The following is a 22,745-nucleotide window of genomic DNA, read 5'->3' on the forward strand; positions in this document are numbered from 1 at the left end:
CGAATCTTAAGAGTTGACAGCCACCTGGCAATGGAACTACATCTCTACCTATGCCGATTCATTCATTCGCAGGCCAGCCGGCACCTCCCTCAACCCTTGTGGACGTCAGCAAACTCCTCGCTGCCTACTGGGCTGAGCAACCCGATCCCTCGGCTCGCGAGCAGCGCGTGTCATTCGGAACATCGGGACATCGCGGTTCTTCCTTCAAGCGAAGCTTCAATGAACATCATATCGTAGCAATCGCTCAGGCCGTGTGCGAATACCGTGCGACGCAACGCACGACTGGGCCTCTCTACTTGGGTAAAGACACCCATGCACTCTCTGATCCGGCCTTTGTGACCGTCCTTGAAGTCCTCGCAGCCAATGGCGTGGAAGTGATGATCGACCAAGACAAGGGCTTCACCCCGACGCCGGTCATCTCGCATGCCATCCTGAGCTACAATCGGGGCCGAACCTCCGGTCTCGCGGATGGGATCGTCATCACACCATCGCATAATCCTCCGGAAGACGGTGGGATCAAGTACAACCCTCCGAATGGCGGCCCGGCCGATACACAAGTTACCAAGTGGATCGAGGACAGGGCTAATACCCTTTTGACGAAAAATCTACAGGAATGTAATCGACTTCCGATTGAACAAGCACGACAGGCACCCACCACACATCGCCACAACTATATCGAAGCCTATATCAGCGACCTGAAGAATATCATCGACATCGCTGCCATCAAAGCCGCTGAACTCAAGCTTGGGATCGACCCCCTTGGCGGATCCGGGGTCGGGTACTGGAAACCGATTATCGAGCGATATGGACTGGATGTGGAGATTGTGAACCCCTCAGTTGATCCAACGTTTCGCTTCATGCCGTTGGATTGGGACGGCAAAATCCGTATGGATTGTTCCTCGCCCTATGCCATGGCCAATCTCATCGCATTGAAAGATCGCTTCGATGTGGCCTTCGGCAATGATGCCGACAACGATCGGCATGGAATCGTCACCCGTTCAGGCTTGATGAATCCGAACCATTACTTGGCCGTCTCAATTGCCTATCTCTTTGCCAACCGCCCCAACTGGAAGTCTGACGCCGGAATCGGCAAGACCTTGGTGAGCAGCAGTCTCATCGACCGAGTTGCGGCCAAGCTGAAACGGACACTGGTTGAAGTCCCGGTGGGCTTCAAGTGGTTTGTGAACGGTCTGCTGGATGGTTCTCTCGGATTTGGAGGCGAGGAAAGCGCCGGTGCATCGTTCCTACGCCGCGACGGCACCGTCTGGTCCACAGACAAGGACGGGATCATCATGGACCTGCTCGCAGCAGAGATGATGGCTAAAACCGGTCGTGATCCATCCGAGCTATACCGAGATCTCACAAAGGAGCTGGGCGAACCGGTCTATGAGCGAATCGACGCACAGGCAACGCCCGAGCAGAAGGCGATTCTCTCCAAACTTTCTCCCGAGCAAGTAAAGGCGACGGATCTGGCCGGAGACAAGATCTTGGCGATGCTGACTAAGGCCCCAGGCAATAACGCAGCGATTGGCGGGTTGAAGGTCGTCACTCAGAACGGCTGGTTCGCCGCAAGACCATCGGGCACTGAAGATGTGTACAAGCTCTACGCGGAAAGCTTCAAAGGAAAAGAGCATCTGACACTCATTCAACAAGAAGCGCAAGCGTTGATTGCCAAAGCCTTGGCCTCAAGCACGTAAGCGATTCAGATATGTTTGAGCTGAGCAGCACCGCCGTCTTGATCTGGAGCATGATCTTCGGATCAATCGGAGTTGGCTTCTTTATCTATGGCAAGAAGCAAAAGGTCATCGCCCCGCTCTGCGTAGGAGTGGCGCTTTGTGTCTTTCCCTACTTTATAGAGAACGTCTACTTGCTCGTCTTCGTCGGAGTGATGTTGATGGCAATTCCATATTTTGTCAGATTGTGACGTGATAGGACAATAAGACCTGGAAACGCTGGTTCCTCACCCGCCAAACAGAACTGAGCGCCTGTGGGAATGATAGGATGAAGGTGTAGAGAAGACTCTCTTTTCGCTTTCTACCATGAATTCATCTACGCCTCGCTGGCCTCTTCCAACACACGACTATTGGTCCACACCGTTTGCAGAATCGTTACTGCATCATCTAGACCTACGCCCAGGCCTGCGAATCCTCGATATCGCATCCGGCCATGGCATTCCGGCTTTCTATCTTGCCGAGCAAGTTGGTCCGACTGGTGAGGTGCGAGCGATCGACGTGAGTGTTGGTCAAGTCACTCGCGGGAGGGCTATTCAGGGGTCGCAACTACCCTGGCTCCAGTTCGAGTCCATGGACATGCGCTCGCTACCTACAGATTTGCCATCCTTTGATCGCATCACGGGCAATCTGGCAGTGATGTTCTTCCGGCCTGATAGGTTCCAAGCAGTTCAAGGGTTGATTAGGCATCTCAACCCAGGAGGCCAGATCGTCCTGACCTTTCCCTCCTATGGAACGTTTGATTCATTGTGGCAGCGAGTGGATCAGGCAATGACCCAGCGGGGGCTAAATATGGAACGAGCGCGATTCCAGGCTTACCTCAACGAACGCCCGTCAGCGAAGGAAGCGCGGGGGTGGCTCGAAGGCCTGGAGCTCGAACGGATTGATGTGACCGAATACCCACTAGAGGTCGTGACGGGCCCTGGCCAAAACTTTCTCTACCACCCACTCCTCCGCGACGGCTTTCTCGACGATGTGTACGAATGTTTTGAGGATCAACGACGTGCAGAGAAATTCATGGTAGAGCTGTCAGAGGACGTCCAAAGCTTCACACCCCTTATTGCTCAGCGTTGCGTCCTCTCTGGATGGAAGCGGAACTTGGGTTCTGATGGCGAAAGTTGAGAGCGGTCTTCTGTACCTAAAGACGTTCTACGGTCGAGTCTCCGATGGCATAGGAGCGAGTACGCTGGCGCGCACCTGCTCAGCCAACTTGACGGCCTCGATGGCCGCCGGTTGCGGCGGCCAAAATTCTGATCATCCCGAAGCTCAACCGCATACGCCGTCAGATCCGTAAGTTCGCAGCTCGCAAGCTCCGCCCACGGTTCAAGCCGAGTGCACAAGCGCTGAAGTTCCTCTAAGTCGTGCGTTCGAGAAATCTCCAGCCCCCTCCAGGCGAGAACACCTTTCAAATACTTCTCAACTGCTTGCTGAGCGTGAAAGCATGTGAACCTTCTCTCGCCGCAGTCCTTCTGGCATCAGCAAGATCGCTGTCGGCCTTGCGAAACCACCCTCCGGCCAAAGCCGACCTATCTTTCATAGAGCAGTTTGCCTTCGGCTCATATGGTGGAGATGAAGGCATTGGGCACAGTCCGCCCTTCTTCTACCTCTTGAGGGGTCCAGACAACAATGTCCTTGGCCCGAAACACCACGCAGCAGACTCGCCGATAACGAGGCAGGTCGGACGCCTCGATAGTCAGCGGGTCTTGATCGCTGTCCAGATGGACTGGACCCGCAGTATCAGAACCTGGGGATAGACCCACTCGGCCGTCATTCCAAGTTCCAGATAAAGTTATTCAGCCTCTTGCGAACGATCCAGTGCCGCGGCATGCAAATCTCTCAGTTCGTCTGTGACTATTTCTGACAGTCAAAGGTTTGAATCGAGTGATATCCTCTATTTTGCCACTGACCGAATAGATTCGAGCGTCCTCGTAGGCTTGCCCGCAAACGCAGCTTCCTCAATCTCTCTTCGCAGAGCCTCAAACTGCTCTTGCGCCATATTCTGGGGTGGCGGTGAAACTCGTATGGTGAATGTAGATGTTGACGCACCCAGAGGCAGATTGACTGGCGGATCGACCGATAAGATTTCCGCTGTGCTCCCTGGCTCTTCACCTTCCAGCGCCCGCTGCCGGGCGACAGGTGTTTGGACCGCCGGTATTCCCGAGATGCGTACGACTTTATCCCAGCGTGAGCCGAAGTGGTAAACGGCCGCGTACATCACCTTAGCACGCCAATCTTCGACACCTGAAGTAAGCATACCCATATAAAACACCTCATGAACTACCTGCCACGATGCCCAGCGCTTGTCACACCCAACATCGTGAATCACAGATGAGTCTCGATACTTTCCTTCGAATGGACCACCAATGAGTGTCCATGCAAAGCGTGGGATAGACGCGCCATCGATGACGTGACCTTTCGGGGCTACCCACCTTCGGTCTATAGGATCGACGTACTCAAAGTTATCAAGAAGTGTCATTTTTCGTCCGTCTTCATGAAATTCTGCTTTCACACTCCCGGAGAACTTCCCCGACGCCACTGTCACAGATGGTGCGCAGGAGACAGCGGCTAGAAGAAGAGAACCGAGCAAAATACAAACGGTGCGCACTGTTACATCCTCCGAAGTTTAGAGATGCCTGATTGATTCAAGTGCAATGAGAAATCTGGAGATGTGTTGGTCAACAGAAATCCCCTAACCAAACAATACATGGCTTTAACCACCCCAAGAGATAATCTTCGCTCAGTTCAACTCAGTAACAACGTCAAAGTCCCCACAAAATCATGCATGGTTATATCAAGGACTGCTTCTTAGGCTAAAGATGCATTGGAAATTGCCATGGTAGACCGCCGGGAACTGGCCGAGCGGGTCATCACGTCTATACTGAAATACTGTCTTTACAAGAATGTCATTGCCATCTGCGGATGTGTTGGACCGAAGCCTCACAGAAGAAAGCTCAAGGGATCCAGGAAGATCAGGACCTGGCAAGAATGAAAATGGTACCAACCCGTGGTGTTCATAGAGAGAAGGGTCTTGGATGCCCTCAAGACTCCATTCCGGATTTCTAAGGGGAATACCAAACAACATCTGTGTAAGCTGGCTACATGTTCCTGGTCGATATTCGAGCAGTTCAGAGATGGGTACGGCTTGCCCAGCTTGAAGGGGAGTAAACGGATTTTTTGCAACAATCCTTGGCCACTCGCAGCCACTCGGCGCAAAGGTCGGCACATCGGGCTCACAGACGTTCAATGCAGTTGGCGAGCCGATCGTCAGGGAAAGTGCGCTTTGGGGACCTATCTTCCCCAACCCGGTGATCGGTCCCAGCGTGAGCGTAGCGAATCGGGCGCCGGTATTCGCTGGATTATCAAGAATCCACAGTGGAATGCTCGCAGTCTTTTGTCCAGCCTCAAATCTGATGAACCCAGGAGAAGGACCGCACTATTCTCCGTAAATATCCGACAGTCCGTCAGGTCCTTCACGGCTTGGCGATAACGGCGGTCGCATCGGGGTGAATCCAAGATGCGGCCGATGATAGTGATACCGGTCCAGAAATGCACGCACCTCGCCCTGGAGTGTGGGCAGTTCTTCTACTCGATAGGAGATCCACCCCAAGCATTCCTTGCGCAGGGTTCGATTGAAGCTCTCAATATACGCCTGCTCGTTCTTCTTATAGGGACGGGCGATGCGATGTCGTGTACAATACTGGAGCACCTGTTGGGCAAACACGCCTTTGAACTCTGAGCCCCCATCGGTCTGGATGATCTGCACAGGCCCGGTAAAGCGGCGAGTCATGGCTGTGCGCAAAAACATGGCCCCATCCTCGCTTGTTAGTCCGGTCCGCAGAACGACATCCGCTTCCTTCGTATAGATGTCCACCCCGGTAAAGGCGAAGACCTCGCCAAAAACCACGGTATCCATCTGAATGACCGCGCGGGGAGCCGTGGCAATCGGCACAACGCCGCGTGGCTGATTGGTCCGGCCCCGAGGCCGTAAGACGTATCGTTCAGCCAAGATTTCATAGATCTTGGGAACAGAGAGATGGATATGCTGTTCATGAGCCAGAAAGTACTGAATCTTCTGCCCACAGCAGTCGTATTCACGGGCGCGAATCGCCCAGACAAGGCGTTTGACCGCTCCCGGGACCTGTCGTGCCGGACGTGGCCCCGTCTTGGCCGCAGCATAGCGATCCAGAAAGACAGAGAGTCCTTCGATTCGAACCGCCTTCAGCCAGAGTCCTATGGTTTCTCGATGGCGCTCAAGTTGGCCCGCGATCGCGGAAACGGAGAGCCCTTGAGTCGCCAGTTCCGCTGCAAGAATGATCCGAGTTCTTGTGTCCATGTCCAGAGTCTACTCTGGACTGTCGGATATTTACGGCAACAATGCGAGGACTTGCGTCGCTATAGTCCTGAGCTTTGACCGCAGTGGAAGGTGTAATCGTATACTGCACAACTAATACGTCCGCACTACCGTCGTTTCTTGTGAGGCCAATATTGATCTGGCGATCTGTCTTCTTAGCAAGATAAGTTGCGGTGCTGAACTCTACAGTGTCGTATGGAGCCGACACTTCTATTTTCGCACGCGCAGGCAGATTAATGAGATCATTCACGTACAAGACAAAATTCAGGCTGTCGAAGAACGCACCGATCCGAAAGACGGACTTGAAGAATCCTCGAAACCCACCTTTGATAAAGGGTTCCGCTTTACCAAGAGTCACCTGCATCAGCTCCTTCAGTATGACCCGATAGGCGATGACGGATCCGGCTGCCCCTGCATTTTCAACACCCATCCGCACGATTTGCTGACCGAGGGCAATGAACTCCGCGTCCTGGCCTTTTCTTAACCCTTCCAACATGAATGCCGTATCCATCAGGTCAGATACCGGATAGCCTGACCAGAAACTGAGCGCGGGGGCGAGAGCATACTTGATAAAGTCGTATAGCACCGGCTTCGCAAGGTCTTCCCATGTAACCGCAACTTCTGATCGAAGGCTTGCCGGATAAGGTGCAAACCCAGGACCTACCGCATAGTAGTAGACCTTGCCGTTGGGATTCGAGAAAAGTAGAGGTCTCGACATGGATCTTGGCGTAATTTGTTGAGCGCCCCCAAACAATGAAAGCGATGTGAGGCCATCCCCTCCTTGGAACCATACAGGATGGTTTGGAGATAAAACTGGCGTACCTGATCCGGTCGAATCACTGTACTCGTAGAGCGCGACAGACCGGAGCGAATAATTTGTGAGAGTCGCCGTAATGTCATGTCGGCCTGTATACCCCTTTTCAATCTCAGCGCGAATTCCTCCTGTGCCGAATGCCGGAGCACCCAGAACCGGAGACACTTTTGGCGGCACCGCGAATGCGGCTGAAGTCGTGGCGATCAAGGCGAGAGGTGCGACGGTCGCAGCCTTTGCAGGCCATTCCTCTAGGCAAGCCCGCAACAGTGGCTGGTACGCCGGATCAGTAATAGTTGCTGCCAGCGACTTAGTCGGCAAGTTCGATTGCAAAAATGCAACAAACCCAGGGAAGGACGTAAGCGTTTGCAAGGCCGTTGCAGTCGGTTGCGCAAGGCTCCAATCTGAGGGCGTAACACCAGGACTAAGAAGAAGTAGCGCGAGAGCTGTACTCGTAGCATCCGTTCGAAGAGTTCTCGGCAAGGTGGACGAGGATGAATCATCTTTTACGCTGAACGTGAGCCCTCTAATTGCCTCATTCTCATCCTGGATTAAGAGAAGCTGTGGTCCGGTCGCGCTAATGGTGGTGGAGTAGGACTCACCTGATATCGACGAAGGGGAATTTTGCAGGGCTGATACAATGGTGAGACCTGTACCACCAATTTCTCCGCCATTGACCGTTCCTCTTACTTGTACGGTAGAGACAGCCGAGCTTGAGGAAGACGCGCTTTCTCCCCCTCCTCCACAGGCTGCAACCAAGAGCATCATCACTCCCGGTAAAATCGTCCTACACATATAATTCATGTTCTTCCTGCATCCCGCATGAGGAGCATCCTACGTCTCATATCCCCCGTTCGCGGACACGATTTGGGTCAGAATTACCGTAGTCACATTTCTAAAATTGCAATCCAATTGGTAGACTTGTAGATTCTTCTGACCTGCCTCATGCAAGATTACGGTCGCCATGCCAGTACGGGATCGGGCACGAAAGTGAGACCGATACTTGTATCGACTTCCATCTCGCTAGTTGAACCAGGCGATGCCTGCACGATCTCGCGCTTCACTAACACCGTCCGCACCAGCCATCCTCCGATCACTTGTGCCCGATCTGTACGAATCCATATACCTAGATTGGGTGGCGCAGGAGTAAGCTGATTGACCAATTCAATCGTCTGCCATTCCATTTGAGTAACACTCCTTTGGTCGAAACAAAAAAATGTAAGCGCACACGACTGAGCCATTGTATTCGCTGAGGAGCCCGACACCACTTGTCACACTCACTCACGATCTGACATGCTCGCGGCCCAATAGGCTGTGAACAGACGTGTGGCTATGATGCAATCGATTTGTCCATCATTCCGCTCGCCACCCATCCCACACCTGTGTTTCTCTCGGTGTTAGCCCGCCAGGCTTTGCCAATCGGCCTGGGGTTCGCGGCCTCCTGGCGAAAGACCATCGCCTATCGTCGCATCAAGACTTGCGCTTGGTCGCTGCATCGAAACCTCTGGACTTCTCTGAACCACTCTACGTCGCGGCTCTTCTATCAAACCAAGGCATCCGAAGAAATACGCGACCTGGCGTACGGTGTTATACCTATGATCCTCTTGTAGTAGTATTGCGGCACTTCTCGGGAGCAGACCGATGGAACGATTATCTGGAAACCAGGTGCGGCAGGTATCGGAATTTCTATTGGATCTCTACCAACTGCGTACGCACGAGGAATTCACTAGTCATGTGATCGCAGCCCTGCCGAAAATCACGGACGGAGAATTCACGTCGTACAATGAGATCAATCATCGTCATGGCCTCGGGACATTCCAGACCGATGTTCCTGGCTTTCTGAAGGAGCCAGAACACTTCGGGCAGGTACTCGCCAAAGAAGCGGAACATCATCCAATTTTGAAATATTTTCAAAAGACTCGAGATGGATCCGCAGTCACCCTTTCAGACTTTGTGGCGGACCGCGAGTTTCGAGAGACCGTATTGTCGCAGGAATTTTATCAACCACTTCAAATTCCCCGCATCATCGGCCTTGCGCTCCGGATAGGCTCATCGCACAGCGTCACCCTCGCACGACATAAGAACGGCCGTGAGTTTGGTGAGCATACGAGAACAACACTGAATGCGATTCGTCCCCATCTCCGACAGGCTTTGGAGAACGCGTTGGCGGTCACACAGATGCAGCATCAGCTGGCAGTCATGAATCAAGCAGTGGTAGAAGGAGAGCAGGCGCTTATTTCAGTCACCAACGAAGGAAGGATTCGGTTTATCACCCCATCCGCACAACGATTGCTGAAGCAGTACGACCTTCATACGCGGCCCGAGTCGGATCGGCTTTCCACCCGCCTCAGAGATTGGCTGACTGACTCTGAACGACAACTGAACCGATCAGACGATGTCATACCAGAACTCCGGCCCTTGCTGGTCCAAGGAGAATTAGGTTGTTTGACCATCCGGCTGATCGTGAAGGACTCACATTATCTCCTGATGCTCGAAGAGGGTCAGGCTGCGCCTGCGGCAAAAGTTTTTGAAGCTTTTGGGTTGAGCACGCGGGAGTCAGAAATCTTGAGCTGGGTCTCGCAAGGCAAAACGAATTCCAAGATCGGTATGATCTTGGGCATCAGCCGCCGCACGGTTCAGAAGCATCTGGAGCGGATCTATATCAAATTGGGAGTGGAAAACCGCACTGCCGCCGCGATGGTCGCAAGCACCACACAATCCACTGACAGGTCATGAGCAAAAATGACCTCGACATGCGACAATGGGGGCTAGCCTGACTCTTGAGTTACGAAGCCATGCACTATGCAGCTCGGTGGGTTTTTGGTCCTGGCTCTAAGAAAATCTCCAGTCGACCACCGCAGGCACGGACAATCTTTTGCAGCGTGCGAAGCTCATAGCGATCGTATTCCGCATTTTCGTAGCGGCTGATCGCTGACGCTGTGGTGCCGGTACGTTTCGCCACTTGCGCTTGGGTCAATCCTGCCTCCAGACGCAATCGAGCAAGCTGCTCGCCGATAGCCAGCTTTTGCAGCTCTTCTTCAAATCCTTTGCGGAATTTTGAGCTCGCGAGCTTCCTATCCAACCAGCTCTTGTCCATTCCCACAGCTTTAGTCTTCATATCGAACTCTCCCCTCAAAGTCCTTCTTACACGCTTCTGCTCGATCAATTTCTCGTTTTGGTGTTTTGTCGCCGGCTTTCCTGAATCCATGCGTCAAAATCAACCGACGACCCACGAAAAAGAAGCACAGGATGCGATCAGCCTCAACTTTAAATTCAAAAAGCTGATCAGTCCCGGTCAAATGTTTAAACTTACGTTCATTCCAGATCTTTCCAGTGTCTCCCATGCGCACAAACAGAGCCGCGAACTTCTGCTGGGCTGCATCCGAAAGCTGCTCGAGCCAGTCTTCTGCTGGTACGGTGCCATTGGAGGCAACGTAAAACTCAATTCTGAGGACCGTGCCGTCATAGACCAACCGGGTTAGTGGTGACTTACTTGAGGGATGTGCCATTCGCTCTCTTTTCAGAACATAGCATATACGCTATTAATCAAACAAGCAAAAGAGTCGGTGCGGAGGCTCAACGACGCAGGAGGGAATATTTTCCAGGCTAGATGAATGCTCAGCTACAATTATGCGCCAGCTACCTGCTGCTCCGCGTGATAGGAGCTGCGGACCAACGGGCCTGATTCAATATGACTGAAGCCCATGGCAAGCCCTTCTTCCTTGAGGAGCGCAAACTCGGGTGGATCATAAAATTTGGCAACGGGCAGATGCTCTCTCGTCGGTTGGAGATATTGGCCGATCGTCATGATGTCGCAATCCACGGCTCGAAGATTGCACATCACCTCACGGGCTTCATCGAGTGTCTCGCCCATGCCGAGAATCAACCCGGACTTTGTTTTCACGCCAAGCTGCTTCGCCTTGGCTAGCAGATCGATCGACCGCTGATATTTCCCTTGAGGTCGGATTGATGGGAACAGTCGCCTCACCGTCTCAATATTGTGATTCAGAATCTCTGGTTTCTCCGCACACACTGCGGCCAGTGCTTTCTCATTGCCTTCAAAGTCCGGAATCAACACTTCAATCGTACAGGTAGGATTCAGCCGTCTTGTCTGTCGAATCGTCTCGGCAAAGACCGAGGCCCCGCCATCATCCAGTTCATCGCGATTGACCGAGGTGATGACGGCATGACGAAGATCGAGTGCTTTGACCGCTTCTGCAACCCGACCCGGCTCATCGAGATCGACCGAATGCGGCCTGCCAGTCTCCACAGAGCAGTAGTGACAGCGTCTGGTGCAGATATGGCCGAGAATCAGAAACGTGGCCGTACGGGCGTTCCAACATTCCCATCGGTTCGGACAGCGCGCCTCCTCACAGATCGTGTGCAGCTTAAGCCGCTCCATGGTTTGCTTGATATCGAGATAGTCCGGACCGGTTCGAGCAGTAACTTTGAACCAGGACGGAAGACGCAGCCGGTAATCAGACGACGGTTGGGAACTAATAGCTGATGAGTGGTGACTAGCAGTTCGGAGCTGATCGAGGGGGACAAAGCTCATGGTTTGCTATCCATTCGTAGAGCGGGACGTGAACCAGCTTTTGAGCTTCTCAAAGAACCCGGACTGATCCAGCTCACCCTGCGGCGGATCGGGATACTCCACCCAAAGCTCCTGGGAGCCGAGATAGACGCCATCGCGAAAACTCCGTTGGGTTTTGAGCTGCCGATAGCCCTGAGCCTGCAAGGTCTGGATCAAGATGGTGAGCGCGTCATCCTGGGTCGGATGAATCTCCGTCGTAACACGAACGCTCTCATACCGCAGGATGGCCTGATAGCCTTCTCCTGCCCGTTCGAACTCCACCGGCCTACTGAATCCTCGTTCTCGATGATCCAGCCCAGCGAGCTGATGCTTGTCTGATCCTCCCTGCGCCATGGCTCATGCTAATGCTCGATAGACCGCCACCAGATCACTGAGTGCAATGGTCTTGTTCTTGAGCACAGCTCGTTCAGACTGAATCATCTCGCGGGTCTTGGGATCAACCGAACCGGATTTCAAACAAGCAGCCCCCAACGACAAAGCGCGATCACATTCTTCGGCGAGCTTCTTTTTTACAACCGGATTCACTGACAGGATCTCCATGAGCTGTCGCCGTGTGTCATCGAGATGCGCTTGCAGCTCGGAGTCCGGATAGCTCCTCCGAGCTGCTTCATCAAAGCAGCGATCGAGATATTGGGCGAGAAACACGTAGAGACGGACCAACGCCGCAGCAATCTCAGTCTGATCAGTTGAGGAAATAGCCATGATCACAGTCCTCCATTCGTTTGTACCGTGTGAGTCCCGCTCCCCGGCAGAATGCTCAACCCACCTTCCGACAAGGCCGTGCTACGAGAGCAAACTAAGTAGAACGCTGAACGTGCCGTCTAGAGCAATACCTTCACTTCATTGCCTTCGACCTTCACCTGATAGGCTTCCACTTTGGCGGATGGATTGTTCATACAGGCACCGGAGGTCACATCAAATCGCCAACCATGCCACGGACAAGTGACGACGGCGCCTTCCAATTCCCCTTCGCCCAAGGGCCCTTCTCGATGGCAACAGGTATTATTGATCGCGTGGATCGTCCCATCTACATTAAAGACAGCCAGTGTCTTCCCATTGGCTTCGGCCACAATGCCATGCCCTAGCTTGATATCTGCCAGACCAGCGACCCGTACGAACTCTGCCATAGCTCTCTCCTCCAACGTCAATGCGATCAATTCGTGCTAAACGGCTGTTTGACTTTCTTCAGCAAACTCTCGATCGACGAACCGCTGTTGCCAGCTCCTTTGAGCTCATCCATCAGTTTCTTCGCAATATCCCGAAACGCAACGGCTTGTGGAGAGTCCGGATTGGCCACAACGATCGGATGACCGGTATCTCCACCATCGCGAATGGCGGGATCAATCGGAATCCGCCCGAGGAATGGGACGCCGACTTTGGTCGCAGCCCGTTCCCCACCTCCGTGTGAAAAGATCTCCGTCCGCTCGCCACAGTGCCCACACACAAAGTAACTCATGTTCTCGATGATGCCCAGGAGTGGAACATTCACCTTCTGGAACATCGCCATACCTTTACGCACATCGTAGAGCGCGACTTCTTGAGGCGTCGTCACAGTCACCGCTCCGGCTAACGGCACCATCTGAGACAAAGAGAGCTGCACATCCCCAGTCCCTGGCGGCAAGTCAATCAACAGATAATCCAACTCTCCCCAAAGCACATCGCGGAAGAACGCTTGGAGGTACTGGTGGACCATCGGGCCACGCCAAACCAACGGCGCTTCTTCTGGTACGAGAAACGCCATGGAAATAAGCTTCACTCCATGATTTTGGACCGGAACGATTTTGCCATCCTTCTGCTCAGGGCCAGTCGTACTCCCCATCATCATCGGGATATTGGGGCCATACAGATCAGCATCCAAGAGACCAACCTTTGCACCGGCAACCGCCAAGGCACAGGCAAGATTTGCTGCAACGGTCGATTTGCCGACACCGCCCTTCCCACTACTGACCGCGATGACATGTTTGACGCCAGGAATCAGATTATCTTTTTCCTGAGGCTGTTGTGCCCCATGACCGTGTTCGTCAGCCATAGTAGTTCTCCCATTCGATTGTGCTCAATGGCATCACATCTAAGACGACACCAGCAAGCCGTTAGGATGACAGATGCTCATAATCATAGCGAGGCTATGCATGAAATGATATGGGCCAGTCGGGCTATCGGTGATGTACCGACTGGGGAAGTTCTGTCCGGTGGTTCACACCACTGAGGAGTCAAGCCGGCGCAACTTGCTGGCCAGCCCGATCAATGACAGCGCGTAGATGGTCCATTTAGAGGGGTCGAAGTTGTACCACTGTGGGCCGTTCCGATAATCACGAGCGTAGGTATGGTGGTAGTTGTGATAGCCCTCGCCGAAACTGATGAAAGAGATCAGCCAGCTATCTCGGCTGCTGTCCTGTGTGCCGTGGGATTGGCTGCCCACCATATGACAAAGGGAATTGATGGTGAAAGTTGAATTGAGGACCATAAACATCCGGAACAGGCCGCCCATGAGGAGGCCGCTGATGCCACCTAGGAGGGTGCCGTGCCACCAGAACCCGACGCAAAAAGGGACCACCAAACCGGAGACGACGATCAGCCAATAGTACTGATGCTGCCAGAGAATCACCGGATCGCGACGGAGCCGCACTTGGTATTTGCCGATGCGATACGGCGTTTTATAGAAGAGCCAGCCGCAGTGGCTGTGCCAGAATCCTCTCGTGGCATTGTAGGGATCTTCGTCCGTGTCCGTGCGGGCGTGATGGCGGATATGGTCTGCACCCCAGACCAGCGCTGAGTTCTGTAAAGCCCATCCGCCCGCGATCAAAGCCAGACGCTTTATCCAATTCGGACAGTCGAAACTTTGATGCGCCACCAGGCGATGATACCCGACCGTGATCCCCATCCCCGTCACGATGTACATGACGAAAAAGTGCATCCAGTCGAACAGCGTATAGCCGATATAGTACCCATAGAAAGGAACGCCGATAATTGTGGTAGCGGCGAGGATACAGAAGAGGAGACAGGTCCCGTAGGAAAATCCTGAAGTCAGGGGCTGGGCGATCTGATCCGGCTTGACCATGTGTCCTCTCGCTGATAACACAAGCTGAGGTCCACCATGGCAAACTGGCTCCGGTGAACATGTTACAGGAATCTTACTCTAGCGAAACCAGTTCCCATTTTCAACCGGTATGTGCGCATGATGGACTCCCGGATACTTGGCTTGTCGGTGGCTGGGAGTATACTGACGATGGAAGCCTGGACGACCATCCGGCGGGGGAGACGTGACGATGAATCCATCCGTGCACGAAGCAGCAGTCGCCCGAATCGGACAACATCTGGCCCAGCTGTCTGCCGGTCGTACCCCAACCCTATTCGACAGCCACTGGTGGTCACACAGCGTGATCAACTTGGCAATGAAAGATCCTGCATTCAAAGTTCAGTTGTTCCGGTTTATCGATGTGCTGCCGGCCGTGGCCTCGGATCAGGCGGTGGTACGGTTGGCGGAAGAATACTTTGGAGCGCTCCATGGCCAGGTATTTGGGCTGCAATGGGGGTTCAAAGCATTGGCGGCGACCAATGTCGGGGCCGCCATCACAGGAAAATCCATCCGCCATCAGGTCGAGCAGATGGCGCGAACCTTCATCGCCGGAGGCTCGGTGGAAGACGCGCTCCCCGTCCTGGCGAATCTCTGGAAAAACGGTCGTGCATGGTCGGTGGATTTGCTTGGCGAGGCCACGATCAGCGACGTCGAAGCGGATCGGTATCGGGATCGCTGCCTCGACGCCTTGACGCAGCTCGGGCAGACTGTTCGCACATGGCCGTCCTCGACAATGTTGGAGCGGGATCATCTTGGCGCACTGCCACGAGCACAACTCTCTCTGAAGATCTCCGCATTGACCTCACGGTTGGACCCGATCGATCTTCTCGATACCTATCGAGCCGTGGCGGGCCGATTACATCCGATCCTGGAACGGGCGGCTGCCCTCGGATGTGGATTGATCTTCGACATGGAACAAGCAGAGACGAAAACCTTGCTGCTCGAGATATTCCGGAACCTCTTCGACGAACCGGCGTTTCGGACATTTCCACACGCCGGGGTGGCACTGCAGGCCTATCATCGGGAAACCGACCAGGACATTCGATCCCTCATCGCCTGGACAGCACGACGGAATTGTCCGATCACCATTCGATTGGTGAAGGGAGCCTATTGGGATTCGGACACCATCCGCTATCGCCAGGCTGGATGGCCGATCCCTCTGTTCGAGCACAAAGCAGAGACCGATGCGAACTATGAGGCGCTCGTCCCCTTGCTCCTGGATCACCGTCAAGTCATCCGTCCGGCGTTCGGCACCCACAATCTGCGGACGTTGGCTGTCATCGAAGCAGCGTTGGATGCGCGCCAGTGCGATCCGGAGACGATCGAATATCAAATGATTTATGGGATGGCCGAACCGTTTCAGCATGCCATGGTGACGCACCGCCGACGGGTGCGACTCTATGCACCGGTCGGTCGGCTGTTGCCGGGGATGGCCTATTTGGTCCGGCGCCTGTTGGAAAATACGTCGAACGAATCATTTCTACGGAAAGAGTATGTGGAGTCACAGTCGTTGGCGAGCCTGCTCGCGCCGCCGATTGTCCCCTCTTCCACGTTGCCGTCCTCTGGGGAACACGATTCGTTTTTCAATGAGCCACACAGCGACTTTTCCCAACAGGAAGTCCGTACAGCGATGCAGACCGCCATCGACCGGGTGCGAACCGATCTGGGGCGAACCTGGCCTATCAGTGTTCGCGGGAAACGGCTGACTGGTTCCCTGATCATGTCGCGTAATCCAGCGCGGCCTGACGAACTCGTCGCGACCGTTCAGGCAGCCTCACCGGCCGATGTGGCTACCGTGATCGGCACTGCAGTGCCGGCTGGTGCAGCTTGGGGGCGACGTCCCGCAGCGGAACGGATCGCGGTGATGCGACGCGCTGCGGAACTCATGCGCACGCGCCGGTACGATCTGGCTGCCTGGGAAATGCACGAAGTGGGAAAACCCTGGCGAGAAGCCGACGCCGACGTGGCCGAGGCCATCGACTTTTTGGAGTTCTATGCCCAGCACATGTCGCGTCTCAGTGAGCCGTTGCGACTCGGACAGTATCCCGGAGAATTGAATCAGCGATGGTATTGTCCGCGTGGCGTGACCGCGGTGATCGCTCCCTGGAACTTTCCGTTGGCGATTCCAGCCGGCATGATCAGTGCGGCCCTGGTAACCGGCAACGCAGTCCTGTTCAAACCTTCCGAGCGTGCCTCCCTATTGGGAACTCTGTTGACAGACCTGTTCCATGAAGCCGGCGTGCCCGCCGATGTCTTGTATGGCCTCCCCGGAGGCCCTGAGATCGGACGGGCCTTGTCCGAGCGGCCGGAAATCGCCACGATCGCCTTCACTGGCTCCAAGGAGGTGGGCCTGAGATTATGGGCAGGCGCGGCAACGATCCAGCCGGAACAGCAATTGATCAAACGGGTGGTCGCCGAGATGGGCGGGAAAAACGCCATCATCGTCGATGACACAGCCGATCTCGACGAAGCCATCGCCGGCGTGGTCACCTCGTTCACAAGCTATGCGGGTCAGAAGTGTTCTGCTTGTTCCCGCGCCATTGTGTTGGGCAGCAGCTACGACCAGTTCCTTGCGCGACTGCGTGATGCCGTGATGAGCCTCACGCTGGGTGACCCGTGCGATCCCGGCACGCAAGTCGGTCCCGTGATCGATGACCGGGCACAGCGGCGTATCGAGGAATTCATCAGCCTGGGCATGGCGACTCACCGAGTGATCGTTCGCCGCACGACAGAGAGACCGGGGTTGTTCGTAGGCCCGACGGTGTTCGCCGACGTCAGGCCGGATGATCGGTTGGCGCAGGAAGAAATCTTCGGTCCGGTGCTGGTGGTCATGAACGCGAGGACCATGGCGGAGGCGTTAGAGATGGCCAACGCGACCAGCTATGCCCTAACCGGTGGAGTCTACTCACGGAGCCCCGCGAATCTCGAGATGGCTCGTCAGCAATTCGATGTGGGGAACCTCTATGTAAACCGCCCAATCACCGGAGCGCTCGTTGCTCGGCAACCCTTCGGTGGACACCGCTTTTCAGGGGTAGGAGCAAAGGCAGGCGGGGAAGACTACTTGACCCAATTCATGATCACCCGCATCACAAGTGAGAACACCCTCCGTCGAGGATTCGAGTCGCCTCAATGAGCCTTCGCAGATTTTATTTCGTACTCTTCCAGCTCTTCCGTGATCTCCGTCACCACACCACGGTCTTCTTTAATGGCGGACAGTTCCTGGCGCTCCGCATATTTCACGAGGCCGACCCCTTTGGCAAACCACGCCGTCATCACATCGATACCTGAAACGGTGTGTTGACTGCCGGACAGGTGAATGCGCATGTTCATACGCGCTTCGACTTTAACCGCATCCTGGAACGTTCCGGCCGGCACCGTGATGGGTTCCCGACTGATCACCTTGCTCCACCCCTGCGTATCCACCGTTTCGTCCGTTCCGTCACGATCTATATCGCTCCCAAAATCGAGACCTGTTCGATCGAACTGTTGGAACGACGACGGGACTTTGAGCGGAAACCGGAAAATCTGATAAGGCGTAATCTGTTTCTCCAGCGGCGTACCCGGCTCGGATCCATAATAGACAATACCGACCACATCCCGACGATAAAAACTATCCGACTCTCCATGATTGCCAGGATTCGTGTCGTGAAACACGGTCACAGCCACCCCCTTGAGGGTCTTAGTTCCGGAGACCGTGGAGACATTCTCAAAAAACTTCCGCTCGATCGTCTGCAACGGGCCCTCGCTGATCTGCCCACGATAGGTCCACCGACTGCCAAGCGTATCAGGGAAATACTCCTCAGACTTCGAAATGGTGACTGACTCTTCCGCTCCACACAGCCCAGACCAGGCCAATAGACCTACCAGCAAGCAGAGTCCCGCCGCCCATACCTGACTGAAAACAAATCCTCGTTTCGCCATCATGTGTACTCCAGAAGAGAGGCTGTGACCGTACCATAGGACTCCCGAGAGCGGCAAGCTGATGGGTACTCTTGTTAAGACAGACCTCATGCTTGCCTTGACTTGGCTCTCATCGCGTGATTCATCGGCATGTTCTCTACGGCTTGAATGGCCATCAGTATGCACCCCCGCAGTACCTCAGGTCATCAGACTGATACCGGCATATAGAGGTGCACGCCTGGACTTTTCTTAAAATGAGCATCCAGAGTGTAGAGACGGCAGTCGTGCTCGATCGCCAAAGAGGCAATGAGCAGATCTGACAGTGGCAGGGTTATGCCTTTGCGGAGCAGATACGCCGAAAGATCACCGGCTTGAGACCAAGTGGCTTGAATGACTTCGAAGTACCGCAAAGCCAGGAGAGCTTCTGAGAGGGTGGTTCGTTCGGGCTGGGTCCGGCAGCCCTGCAGCAATTCAGCCAGCACAACACCGACCAGGGCGACCTCATCTGTGTCAATGAGCACATCGAGGACGATCTTTCAGGGGAGTCCACTCGGTTAAAGAAGGGAATCCAAACAGACGTGTCAGCGTTGACTCTGTCGGCGGTGAGTTAACGAGACCTGATGGCGAATCTCGGCCTGTTCCAGACTCTTCCAGTCAAGGTCGAGATGAATCGTGCCGCTTAATGATTTCAACTGATCCAACTTCTTCCGCCGAATCATTTCCGCCGCGGCCTGATGGATCGCCTCAGTTTTGGTTTTCGCGGCAGTCACAGTCATCAGTTCCCGAATGAGTTTCTCATTCAAATCCAGCGTCGTACGCATGAGCCACTCCTCTCCCAGTATGCCTGTATCGTATGCAGCGAGTATGCAGATGTCAAACGATCTTAATGAGTAAACAAGCTGTGCCGGTGAAGAGGATACACTACGCTGGCTTCCGAAGAGGTTTGTGGCCCACGAGGTAGAAGATCGCGCTTCCGACCCGAGAGAGAAAAGGGACAACACAGCATGTCCCTATTTACTTTGTACAGTCCCCCATAATATTGCAATATGAGTATCTGACCACATGGATCAATTCTGGCCCTTTCTTACAAAGTCACATCCCTCTTTGTCTCATATAGCTGCACCGAAACCTTGAGGTCTTGCAGCGATCGTTCTAGCGTGGTGGCTGGCCTATTTCGCAGCTCGACCCAGTTGATAGGAAAAGCAATGCCCGTTACATGGTTCATGCATTGCCAAACATGTTCCGGTTTGAAGCGGTCAGGTTTTCGCCGCAGTGTGTAGTTGCTACCTTGTTCGCACTCCAAGGGAGATCCCTCTTGAAAGAATACCCACCTATTCCCATCCTCATAGCAGTGAATAACTCGACGGTTGGACCCATCAACGTAGTAATTGAACTGTCTCCCTCGATTGTGCCCGACTGCGGAGATTGCCTCACATTTGAGGTGTTGACTCAAACCGACTATATGGGAATCACAATCCGAAAGGCGCATGTCACAGGTAAGCAAGCTCCATTCTCCAAGTTGAACCGTTAAATACCGTGTCACAAAGGACTTGATCGGGAGGATATATTCTAGCGCCTTCCGGAAATCTGAAAATTCCTGCTTCTCAACGGGGCCAAATCTGGAAAGTTGTTTTGCAAGAGCGGCCGCGACAGCCTCCTCGGGAGCCTTCACAACATGGTAAACCTTCAAGTGCTCACTCAGCAGCTCCTCCTCTGTAGAACTCAGGAAGTGAGTCATTAGGGTCGTACTCCTACATTTCTGACAGCCGCATGAGTTGTGAGTTGCAGGGTCGGATTTTGACTCGTGCATTACCGTCAAAAACGACTGCTCCTTGCCACACGGCGTAGTGGTCTCCCCGGGCTACTGTACGCCAGGTCGCTGAGTCCGCCAACAGGTCTGCAAGAATTCGCCGAGCATCATCAATTTGGTCGGCTCCGTGAGGTGAACGGAGACCGAAATTCTTCTGACTTGGCTCCGGACTTCAGACAGTGGCACGGTGACATATGGGGACTGTACGGCTCAAGGTCTGACTCGGTTTTACGTTCTGCGTTGAGCCTCTTAGCCGCGCGAGAACGCCACTGGTGACGGTGAGGGAGAAGAAGCAAAGGTAGGGGAACCTAGCCCGGATAATTCACGACTGGTGACACAAAAAAATCCATCGGGCCTCCAATCTGTGCTATAGGAGCGGTGTTCAGGCGCTTCTATGGGCAGAGAGAAGGAGACTCGATGGCGACAGCGTGTATACCCCAAGTCACGTTTGAATTCCATGACAAACTGAACCCGGTGGTGGCGCGGTTTGATCAAGCGCAGGCCAGCACCGATGGCGGGGTTGTGTTGCTCAAGGCGCTGGATGATCGCCTTGGGGTGACCGACCAATTAGCCGCGTGCCTGATCGACAGCCGAGACCCAGACAAGATCCGACACTCGATGCGCGACCTGCTGCGGCAACGGATCTTTGGCCTGGCCTGTGGGTACGAAGACGCCAACGACGCGGCCCGGCTGGCAGACGATCCGCTACACAAACTGGCGGTGGGCCGGGATCCGGTGATCGGAGCGGCCTTGGCCTCGCAGCCGACGCTGTCCCGCTTTGAGCACGCGATGTCGCCGCGGGCACTGTATCGGGCAAGCCGCACCCTGGCGGCCACCGTCATCTCGCATCATCGGGCACGCCTGCAGGGTCGGGCACAACGCATCACGATCGACCTGGACCCGACCGACGATCCCACCCATGGGCAACAAGAACTCACCTTCTTCAACGGGCACTATGACGCCTGGTGCTATCTGCCGTTGGTGGCCACGCTGACGTTCAATAGACCTCTTGCATAACTTCATGGCGTCACGTCCTTGTTGTACGCCGCCGCAATGAGCGTAAAGCGCAGGCCAAAGCGCCTTCTGCGGTTTCGGTATCGGTCGGAGACGATCTTGAAACGTTTCACAGCACCAATGACGTTCTCTACGAGGATGCGGTCTCTGGAGATGGCACGGTTGTGCCGCGTGTCGTCCGTATTCAGAGGATTCTTTTTGCTGCGCTTTTTCGGCCTCGTGGTGTTGCCATGCAGTTTCTGTAGGCCCAGGTAACCGGTGTCCGTGATGGCGTGGGTCTTGGGATGCAGCCGGACCCCGGATTCTTTGAACAGCCGAAAGTCGTGGCGGCGGCCCGCATCGTGGGTGAGGCAGAGAATCCGGCCCGTGGCCCTGTCGACGACGAGTTGCGTCTTCAGGGTGTGGCGCTTTTTCTTGCCCGAGTAGGACCGGCGCTGTTTTTTTGAGGACGCTCGACAGGTGTTTCCGTTGCATCGATCAGGACGACCTCATCGGCCCTCTCGTGGTTAAGCAGGGCGTGCTTACCCGGCAGCGTAAAGGCACCGCTCTTGATGAGCACGTTCTCACACCAGCGAATCGTGCGATACGCCGTGCTCTCGCTCACACCGTAGCTGTGACCAATGTGCAGATACGTACGGTATTCCCGCCAGTATTCCAGCGTCATCCGCAACCGCGGCGCCACCGCCAGGCGATTTGGCTTGCCGCCCCGCTTCTTGAGTGTCGCCTCGGCACTCTCCAGCACGGCGACCATCTCGGTAAACGTCCGCTTCCTCACCCCGGTCAACCGCCGGAACGTCTCCTCCGGCATTCCGTCACATCCCTGAATCTCCATGGCGCTCCTCCCTGGCAGAAAAGGCATGGAAGCACATCCATGGCGGAAAGGAAATCCTCAAACGGAGGTTATGCAAGAAGTCTAATGACGAAGTCGAGCAGTATCTCGTGGCCATCGTGTTGCGCCCCGGCAACAGTTCGGCGAAGCGAGGGGCTAGTGTCAGCGCCGATGCTATAAGTCCTACAATCACCGAAGTGAGAAGTCCTCTGAACACCGAGTCACAATGTCTCTTCACCGCTCATCACGACGGAGGAGGGACGGATGCTGCGAAAGGAGGACTTCATGATGATTCAGGCATTGGCGCAACGTGGGCTCTATCTCTGTGACATTGCGACACAGGTGGGCGTGCATCCTCGAACCGTGCGGCGCGCACTGGCCCGCGGCGGGGCGCCAGCCCCGCGATCGAGCCGACATTGACCGGCTGTTAGCGGAGAACGTCTGGAATGCGGTGGTGATCTTTCGGGAGCTCCAGACCAAGGGGTACACGGGGCGACTCTCCATGACCCCGGTTGTCAAGAGTGGACGCCATGAATGACAGTCTCACGCCGCCGACTGTTGACGGGCCCACCGTTGGGCAAATGCCGCGGGCGAGCGATTCCCCAGCCGGGAATGCCGTCGCTGGCGGTT

At 54.8% G+C, this 22,745-nt stretch carries 24 protein-coding genes; 7 read left to right on the forward strand and 17 right to left on the reverse strand.

The window, feature by feature from the left end:
• Positions 1–50: 50 nt before the first annotated feature.
• From pgm to COMA1_RS18565, 3 genes are all read left to right on the forward strand, one after another.
• Positions 51–1,697, forward strand: a complete 1,647-nt coding sequence (pgm, locus tag COMA1_RS18555) for a phosphoglucomutase (alpha-D-glucose-1,6-bisphosphate-dependent) (RefSeq protein WP_090751024.1) — start codon at positions 51–53, stop codon at positions 1,695–1,697.
• A gap of 11 nt (positions 1,698–1,708) precedes the next feature.
• Positions 1,709–1,924, forward strand: a complete 216-nt coding sequence (locus COMA1_RS18560; protein WP_090751025.1) for a hypothetical protein — start codon at positions 1,709–1,711, stop codon at positions 1,922–1,924.
• 115 nt (positions 1,925–2,039) lie between these two features.
• Positions 2,040–2,852, forward strand: coding sequence for a class I SAM-dependent methyltransferase (locus COMA1_RS18565; RefSeq protein WP_090751026.1), 813 nt, complete (start codon positions 2,040–2,042; stop codon positions 2,850–2,852).
• Here the strand turns inward: COMA1_RS18565 and COMA1_RS22040 are convergent.
• From COMA1_RS22040 to COMA1_RS18590, 5 genes are all read right to left on the reverse strand, one after another.
• Positions 2,795–3,139, reverse strand: a complete 345-nt coding sequence (locus COMA1_RS22040; protein ID WP_342672710.1) for a hypothetical protein — start codon at positions 3,137–3,139, stop codon at positions 2,795–2,797. The genes COMA1_RS18565 and COMA1_RS22040 overlap by 58 nt on opposite strands.
• Before the next feature lie 482 nt (positions 3,140–3,621).
• Entirely contained in the window at positions 3,622–4,206 is a 585-nt protein-coding gene (locus COMA1_RS21900) for a DUF1353 domain-containing protein (protein WP_141654417.1), read from the reverse strand.
• A gap of 957 nt (positions 4,207–5,163) precedes the next feature.
• Positions 5,164–6,063, reverse strand: a complete 900-nt coding sequence (locus COMA1_RS18580) for an integrase core domain-containing protein (RefSeq protein WP_090742504.1) — start codon at positions 6,061–6,063, stop codon at positions 5,164–5,166.
• Positions 5,981–7,696 carry a hypothetical protein gene (locus COMA1_RS18585; RefSeq protein WP_176698175.1) on the reverse strand — a complete coding sequence of 572 codons (1,716 nt, stop codon included), beginning with the start codon at positions 7,694–7,696 and terminating at the stop codon, positions 5,981–5,983. Before COMA1_RS18585 ends, COMA1_RS18580 begins: the two co-directional genes overlap by 83 nt.
• Positions 7,697–7,845: 149 nt before the next feature.
• Positions 7,846–8,076: a hypothetical protein gene (locus tag COMA1_RS18590; RefSeq protein ID WP_090751029.1), complete on the reverse strand. Its 231-nt coding sequence runs from the start codon at positions 8,074–8,076 to the stop codon at positions 7,846–7,848.
• Positions 8,077–8,533: 457 nt separating this feature from the next.
• Between COMA1_RS18590 and COMA1_RS21430 the strand changes: the two genes are divergently transcribed.
• The gene (locus COMA1_RS21430; RefSeq protein ID WP_218055426.1) at positions 8,534–9,628 is read left to right on the forward strand and encodes a helix-turn-helix transcriptional regulator; all 1,095 of its coding nucleotides are present in this window, start codon (positions 8,534–8,536) and stop codon (positions 9,626–9,628) included.
• Positions 9,629–9,692: 64 nt separating this feature from the next.
• On the opposite strand, the gene COMA1_RS18605 is transcribed toward COMA1_RS21430, so the two are convergent.
• From COMA1_RS18605 to COMA1_RS18640, 8 genes are all read right to left on the reverse strand, one after another.
• The gene (locus tag COMA1_RS18605) at positions 9,693–10,010 is read right to left on the reverse strand and encodes a helix-turn-helix domain-containing protein (protein WP_090751031.1); all 318 of its coding nucleotides are present in this window, start codon (positions 10,008–10,010) and stop codon (positions 9,693–9,695) included.
• A complete protein-coding gene (locus COMA1_RS18610) occupies positions 10,000–10,401 on the reverse strand; it encodes a type II toxin-antitoxin system RelE/ParE family toxin (RefSeq protein ID WP_090751032.1) in 402 nt (133 codons plus the stop codon). Before COMA1_RS18610 ends, COMA1_RS18605 begins: the two co-directional genes overlap by 11 nt.
• A gap of 119 nt (positions 10,402–10,520) precedes the next feature.
• The gene (gene lipA / locus COMA1_RS18615) at positions 10,521–11,447 is read right to left on the reverse strand and encodes a lipoyl synthase (RefSeq protein ID WP_090751033.1); all 927 of its coding nucleotides are present in this window, start codon (positions 11,445–11,447) and stop codon (positions 10,521–10,523) included.
• A gap of 6 nt (positions 11,448–11,453) precedes the next feature.
• Entirely contained in the window at positions 11,454–11,819 is a 366-nt protein-coding gene (locus COMA1_RS18620; RefSeq protein WP_090751034.1) for a hypothetical protein, read from the reverse strand.
• 3 nt (positions 11,820–11,822) lie between these two features.
• Positions 11,823–12,188 (reverse strand): hypothetical protein, encoded by a 366-nt coding sequence (locus COMA1_RS18625; protein ID WP_090751035.1) that lies wholly within the window; start codon positions 12,186–12,188, stop codon positions 11,823–11,825.
• A 119-nt stretch (positions 12,189–12,307) separates the two neighbouring features.
• On the reverse strand, positions 12,308–12,613 hold the full coding sequence (locus COMA1_RS18630) for a Rieske (2Fe-2S) protein (RefSeq protein ID WP_090751036.1): 306 nt from the start codon (positions 12,611–12,613) through the stop codon (positions 12,308–12,310).
• A 26-nt stretch (positions 12,614–12,639) separates the two neighbouring features.
• Entirely contained in the window at positions 12,640–13,515 is an 876-nt protein-coding gene (locus COMA1_RS18635) for an Mrp/NBP35 family ATP-binding protein (protein WP_090751037.1), read from the reverse strand.
• Between the two features lie 165 nt (positions 13,516–13,680).
• Positions 13,681–14,544 carry an acyl-CoA desaturase gene (locus COMA1_RS18640; RefSeq protein WP_090751038.1) on the reverse strand — a complete coding sequence of 288 codons (864 nt, stop codon included), beginning with the start codon at positions 14,542–14,544 and terminating at the stop codon, positions 13,681–13,683.
• Between the two features lie 208 nt (positions 14,545–14,752).
• Between COMA1_RS18640 and COMA1_RS18645 the strand changes: the two genes are divergently transcribed.
• Positions 14,753–17,695, forward strand: coding sequence for a proline dehydrogenase family protein (locus COMA1_RS18645; RefSeq protein ID WP_090751039.1), 2,943 nt, complete (start codon positions 14,753–14,755; stop codon positions 17,693–17,695).
• On the opposite strand, the gene COMA1_RS18650 is transcribed toward COMA1_RS18645, so the two are convergent.
• The 3 genes from COMA1_RS18650 to COMA1_RS18660 form a co-directional block, all read right to left on the reverse strand.
• Entirely contained in the window at positions 17,689–18,486 is a 798-nt protein-coding gene (locus tag COMA1_RS18650) for a TapB family protein (RefSeq protein ID WP_090751040.1), read from the reverse strand. The two genes, COMA1_RS18645 and COMA1_RS18650, sit on opposite strands and share 7 nt — an antisense overlap.
• Before the next feature lie 182 nt (positions 18,487–18,668).
• Positions 18,669–18,983 (reverse strand): PIN domain-containing protein, encoded by a 315-nt coding sequence (locus COMA1_RS18655; RefSeq protein WP_176698176.1) that lies wholly within the window; start codon positions 18,981–18,983, stop codon positions 18,669–18,671.
• A 60-nt stretch (positions 18,984–19,043) separates the two neighbouring features.
• Entirely contained in the window at positions 19,044–19,283 is a 240-nt protein-coding gene (locus COMA1_RS18660; protein ID WP_090751042.1) for a type II toxin-antitoxin system VapB family antitoxin, read from the reverse strand.
• Positions 19,284–20,689: 1,406 nt separating this feature from the next.
• Between COMA1_RS18660 and COMA1_RS18670 the strand changes: the two genes are divergently transcribed.
• Complete coding sequence (locus tag COMA1_RS18670) at positions 20,690–21,289, forward strand: transposase (protein WP_090751044.1); 600 nt, start codon at positions 20,690–20,692, stop codon at positions 21,287–21,289.
• A gap of 2 nt (positions 21,290–21,291) precedes the next feature.
• On the opposite strand, the gene COMA1_RS18675 is transcribed toward COMA1_RS18670, so the two are convergent.
• A protein-coding gene (locus COMA1_RS18675; protein WP_090751045.1) for an IS5 family transposase occupies positions 21,292–22,118 on the reverse strand; the annotation gives its coding sequence in 2 pieces (ribosomal slippage) (positions 21,292–21,731 and positions 21,731–22,118; 828 coding nt in all).
• Positions 22,119–22,379: 261 nt separating this feature from the next.
• Between COMA1_RS18675 and COMA1_RS20830 the strand changes: the two genes are divergently transcribed.
• Positions 22,380–22,535 (forward strand): helix-turn-helix domain-containing protein, encoded by a 156-nt coding sequence (locus tag COMA1_RS20830; RefSeq protein ID WP_141654385.1) that lies wholly within the window; start codon positions 22,380–22,382, stop codon positions 22,533–22,535.
• Positions 22,536–22,745 lie beyond the last annotated feature (210 nt).

Source organism: Candidatus Nitrospira nitrosa (genome assembly GCF_001458735.1).
In the GTDB taxonomy this organism is placed as follows: domain Bacteria; phylum Nitrospirota; class Nitrospiria; order Nitrospirales; family Nitrospiraceae; genus Nitrospira_D; species Nitrospira_D nitrosa.

Coding starts and splice junctions, on each gene's coding strand:
- COMA1_RS18610 (WP_090751032.1), bottom strand. CDS start 10,401: ATGGCACATCCCTCAAGTAAGTCACCACTAACCCGGTTGGTCTATGAC.
- COMA1_RS21430 (WP_218055426.1), top strand. CDS start 8,534: ATGGAACGATTATCTGGAAACCAGGTGCGGCAGGTATCGGAATTTCTA.
- COMA1_RS18650 (WP_090751040.1), bottom strand. CDS start 18,486: ATGATGGCGAAACGAGGATTTGTTTTCAGTCAGGTATGGGCGGCGGGA.
- COMA1_RS18590 (WP_090751029.1), bottom strand. CDS start 8,076: ATGGAATGGCAGACGATTGAATTGGTCAATCAGCTTACTCCTGCGCCA.
- COMA1_RS21900 (WP_141654417.1), bottom strand. CDS start 4,206: ATGACACTTCTTGATAACTTTGAGTACGTCGATCCTATAGACCGAAGG.
- COMA1_RS18605 (WP_090751031.1), bottom strand. CDS start 10,010: ATGAAGACTAAAGCTGTGGGAATGGACAAGAGCTGGTTGGATAGGAAG.
- COMA1_RS18640 (WP_090751038.1), bottom strand. CDS start 14,544: ATGGTCAAGCCGGATCAGATCGCCCAGCCCCTGACTTCAGGATTTTCC.
- COMA1_RS18645 (WP_090751039.1), top strand. CDS start 14,753: ATGAATCCATCCGTGCACGAAGCAGCAGTCGCCCGAATCGGACAACAT.
- COMA1_RS18580 (WP_090742504.1), bottom strand. CDS start 6,063: ATGGACACAAGAACTCGGATCATTCTTGCAGCGGAACTGGCGACTCAA.
- COMA1_RS18630 (WP_090751036.1), bottom strand. CDS start 12,613: ATGGCAGAGTTCGTACGGGTCGCTGGTCTGGCAGATATCAAGCTAGGG.
- COMA1_RS18560 (WP_090751025.1), top strand. CDS start 1,709: ATGTTTGAGCTGAGCAGCACCGCCGTCTTGATCTGGAGCATGATCTTC.
- COMA1_RS18585 (WP_176698175.1), bottom strand. CDS start 7,696: ATGAATTATATGTGTAGGACGATTTTACCGGGAGTGATGATGCTCTTG.
- COMA1_RS20830 (WP_141654385.1), top strand. CDS start 22,380: ATGCTGCGAAAGGAGGACTTCATGATGATTCAGGCATTGGCGCAACGT.
- COMA1_RS18635 (WP_090751037.1), bottom strand. CDS start 13,515: ATGGCTGACGAACACGGTCATGGGGCACAACAGCCTCAGGAAAAAGAT.
- COMA1_RS18670 (WP_090751044.1), top strand. CDS start 20,690: ATGGCGACAGCGTGTATACCCCAAGTCACGTTTGAATTCCATGACAAA.
- pgm (WP_090751024.1), top strand. CDS start 51: ATGCCGATTCATTCATTCGCAGGCCAGCCGGCACCTCCCTCAACCCTT.
- COMA1_RS18565 (WP_090751026.1), top strand. CDS start 2,040: ATGAATTCATCTACGCCTCGCTGGCCTCTTCCAACACACGACTATTGG.
- COMA1_RS18625 (WP_090751035.1), bottom strand. CDS start 12,188: ATGGCTATTTCCTCAACTGATCAGACTGAGATTGCTGCGGCGTTGGTC.
- COMA1_RS18660 (WP_090751042.1), bottom strand. CDS start 19,283: ATGCGTACGACGCTGGATTTGAATGAGAAACTCATTCGGGAACTGATG.
- lipA (WP_090751033.1), bottom strand. CDS start 11,447: ATGAGCTTTGTCCCCCTCGATCAGCTCCGAACTGCTAGTCACCACTCA.
- COMA1_RS18620 (WP_090751034.1), bottom strand. CDS start 11,819: ATGGCGCAGGGAGGATCAGACAAGCATCAGCTCGCTGGGCTGGATCAT.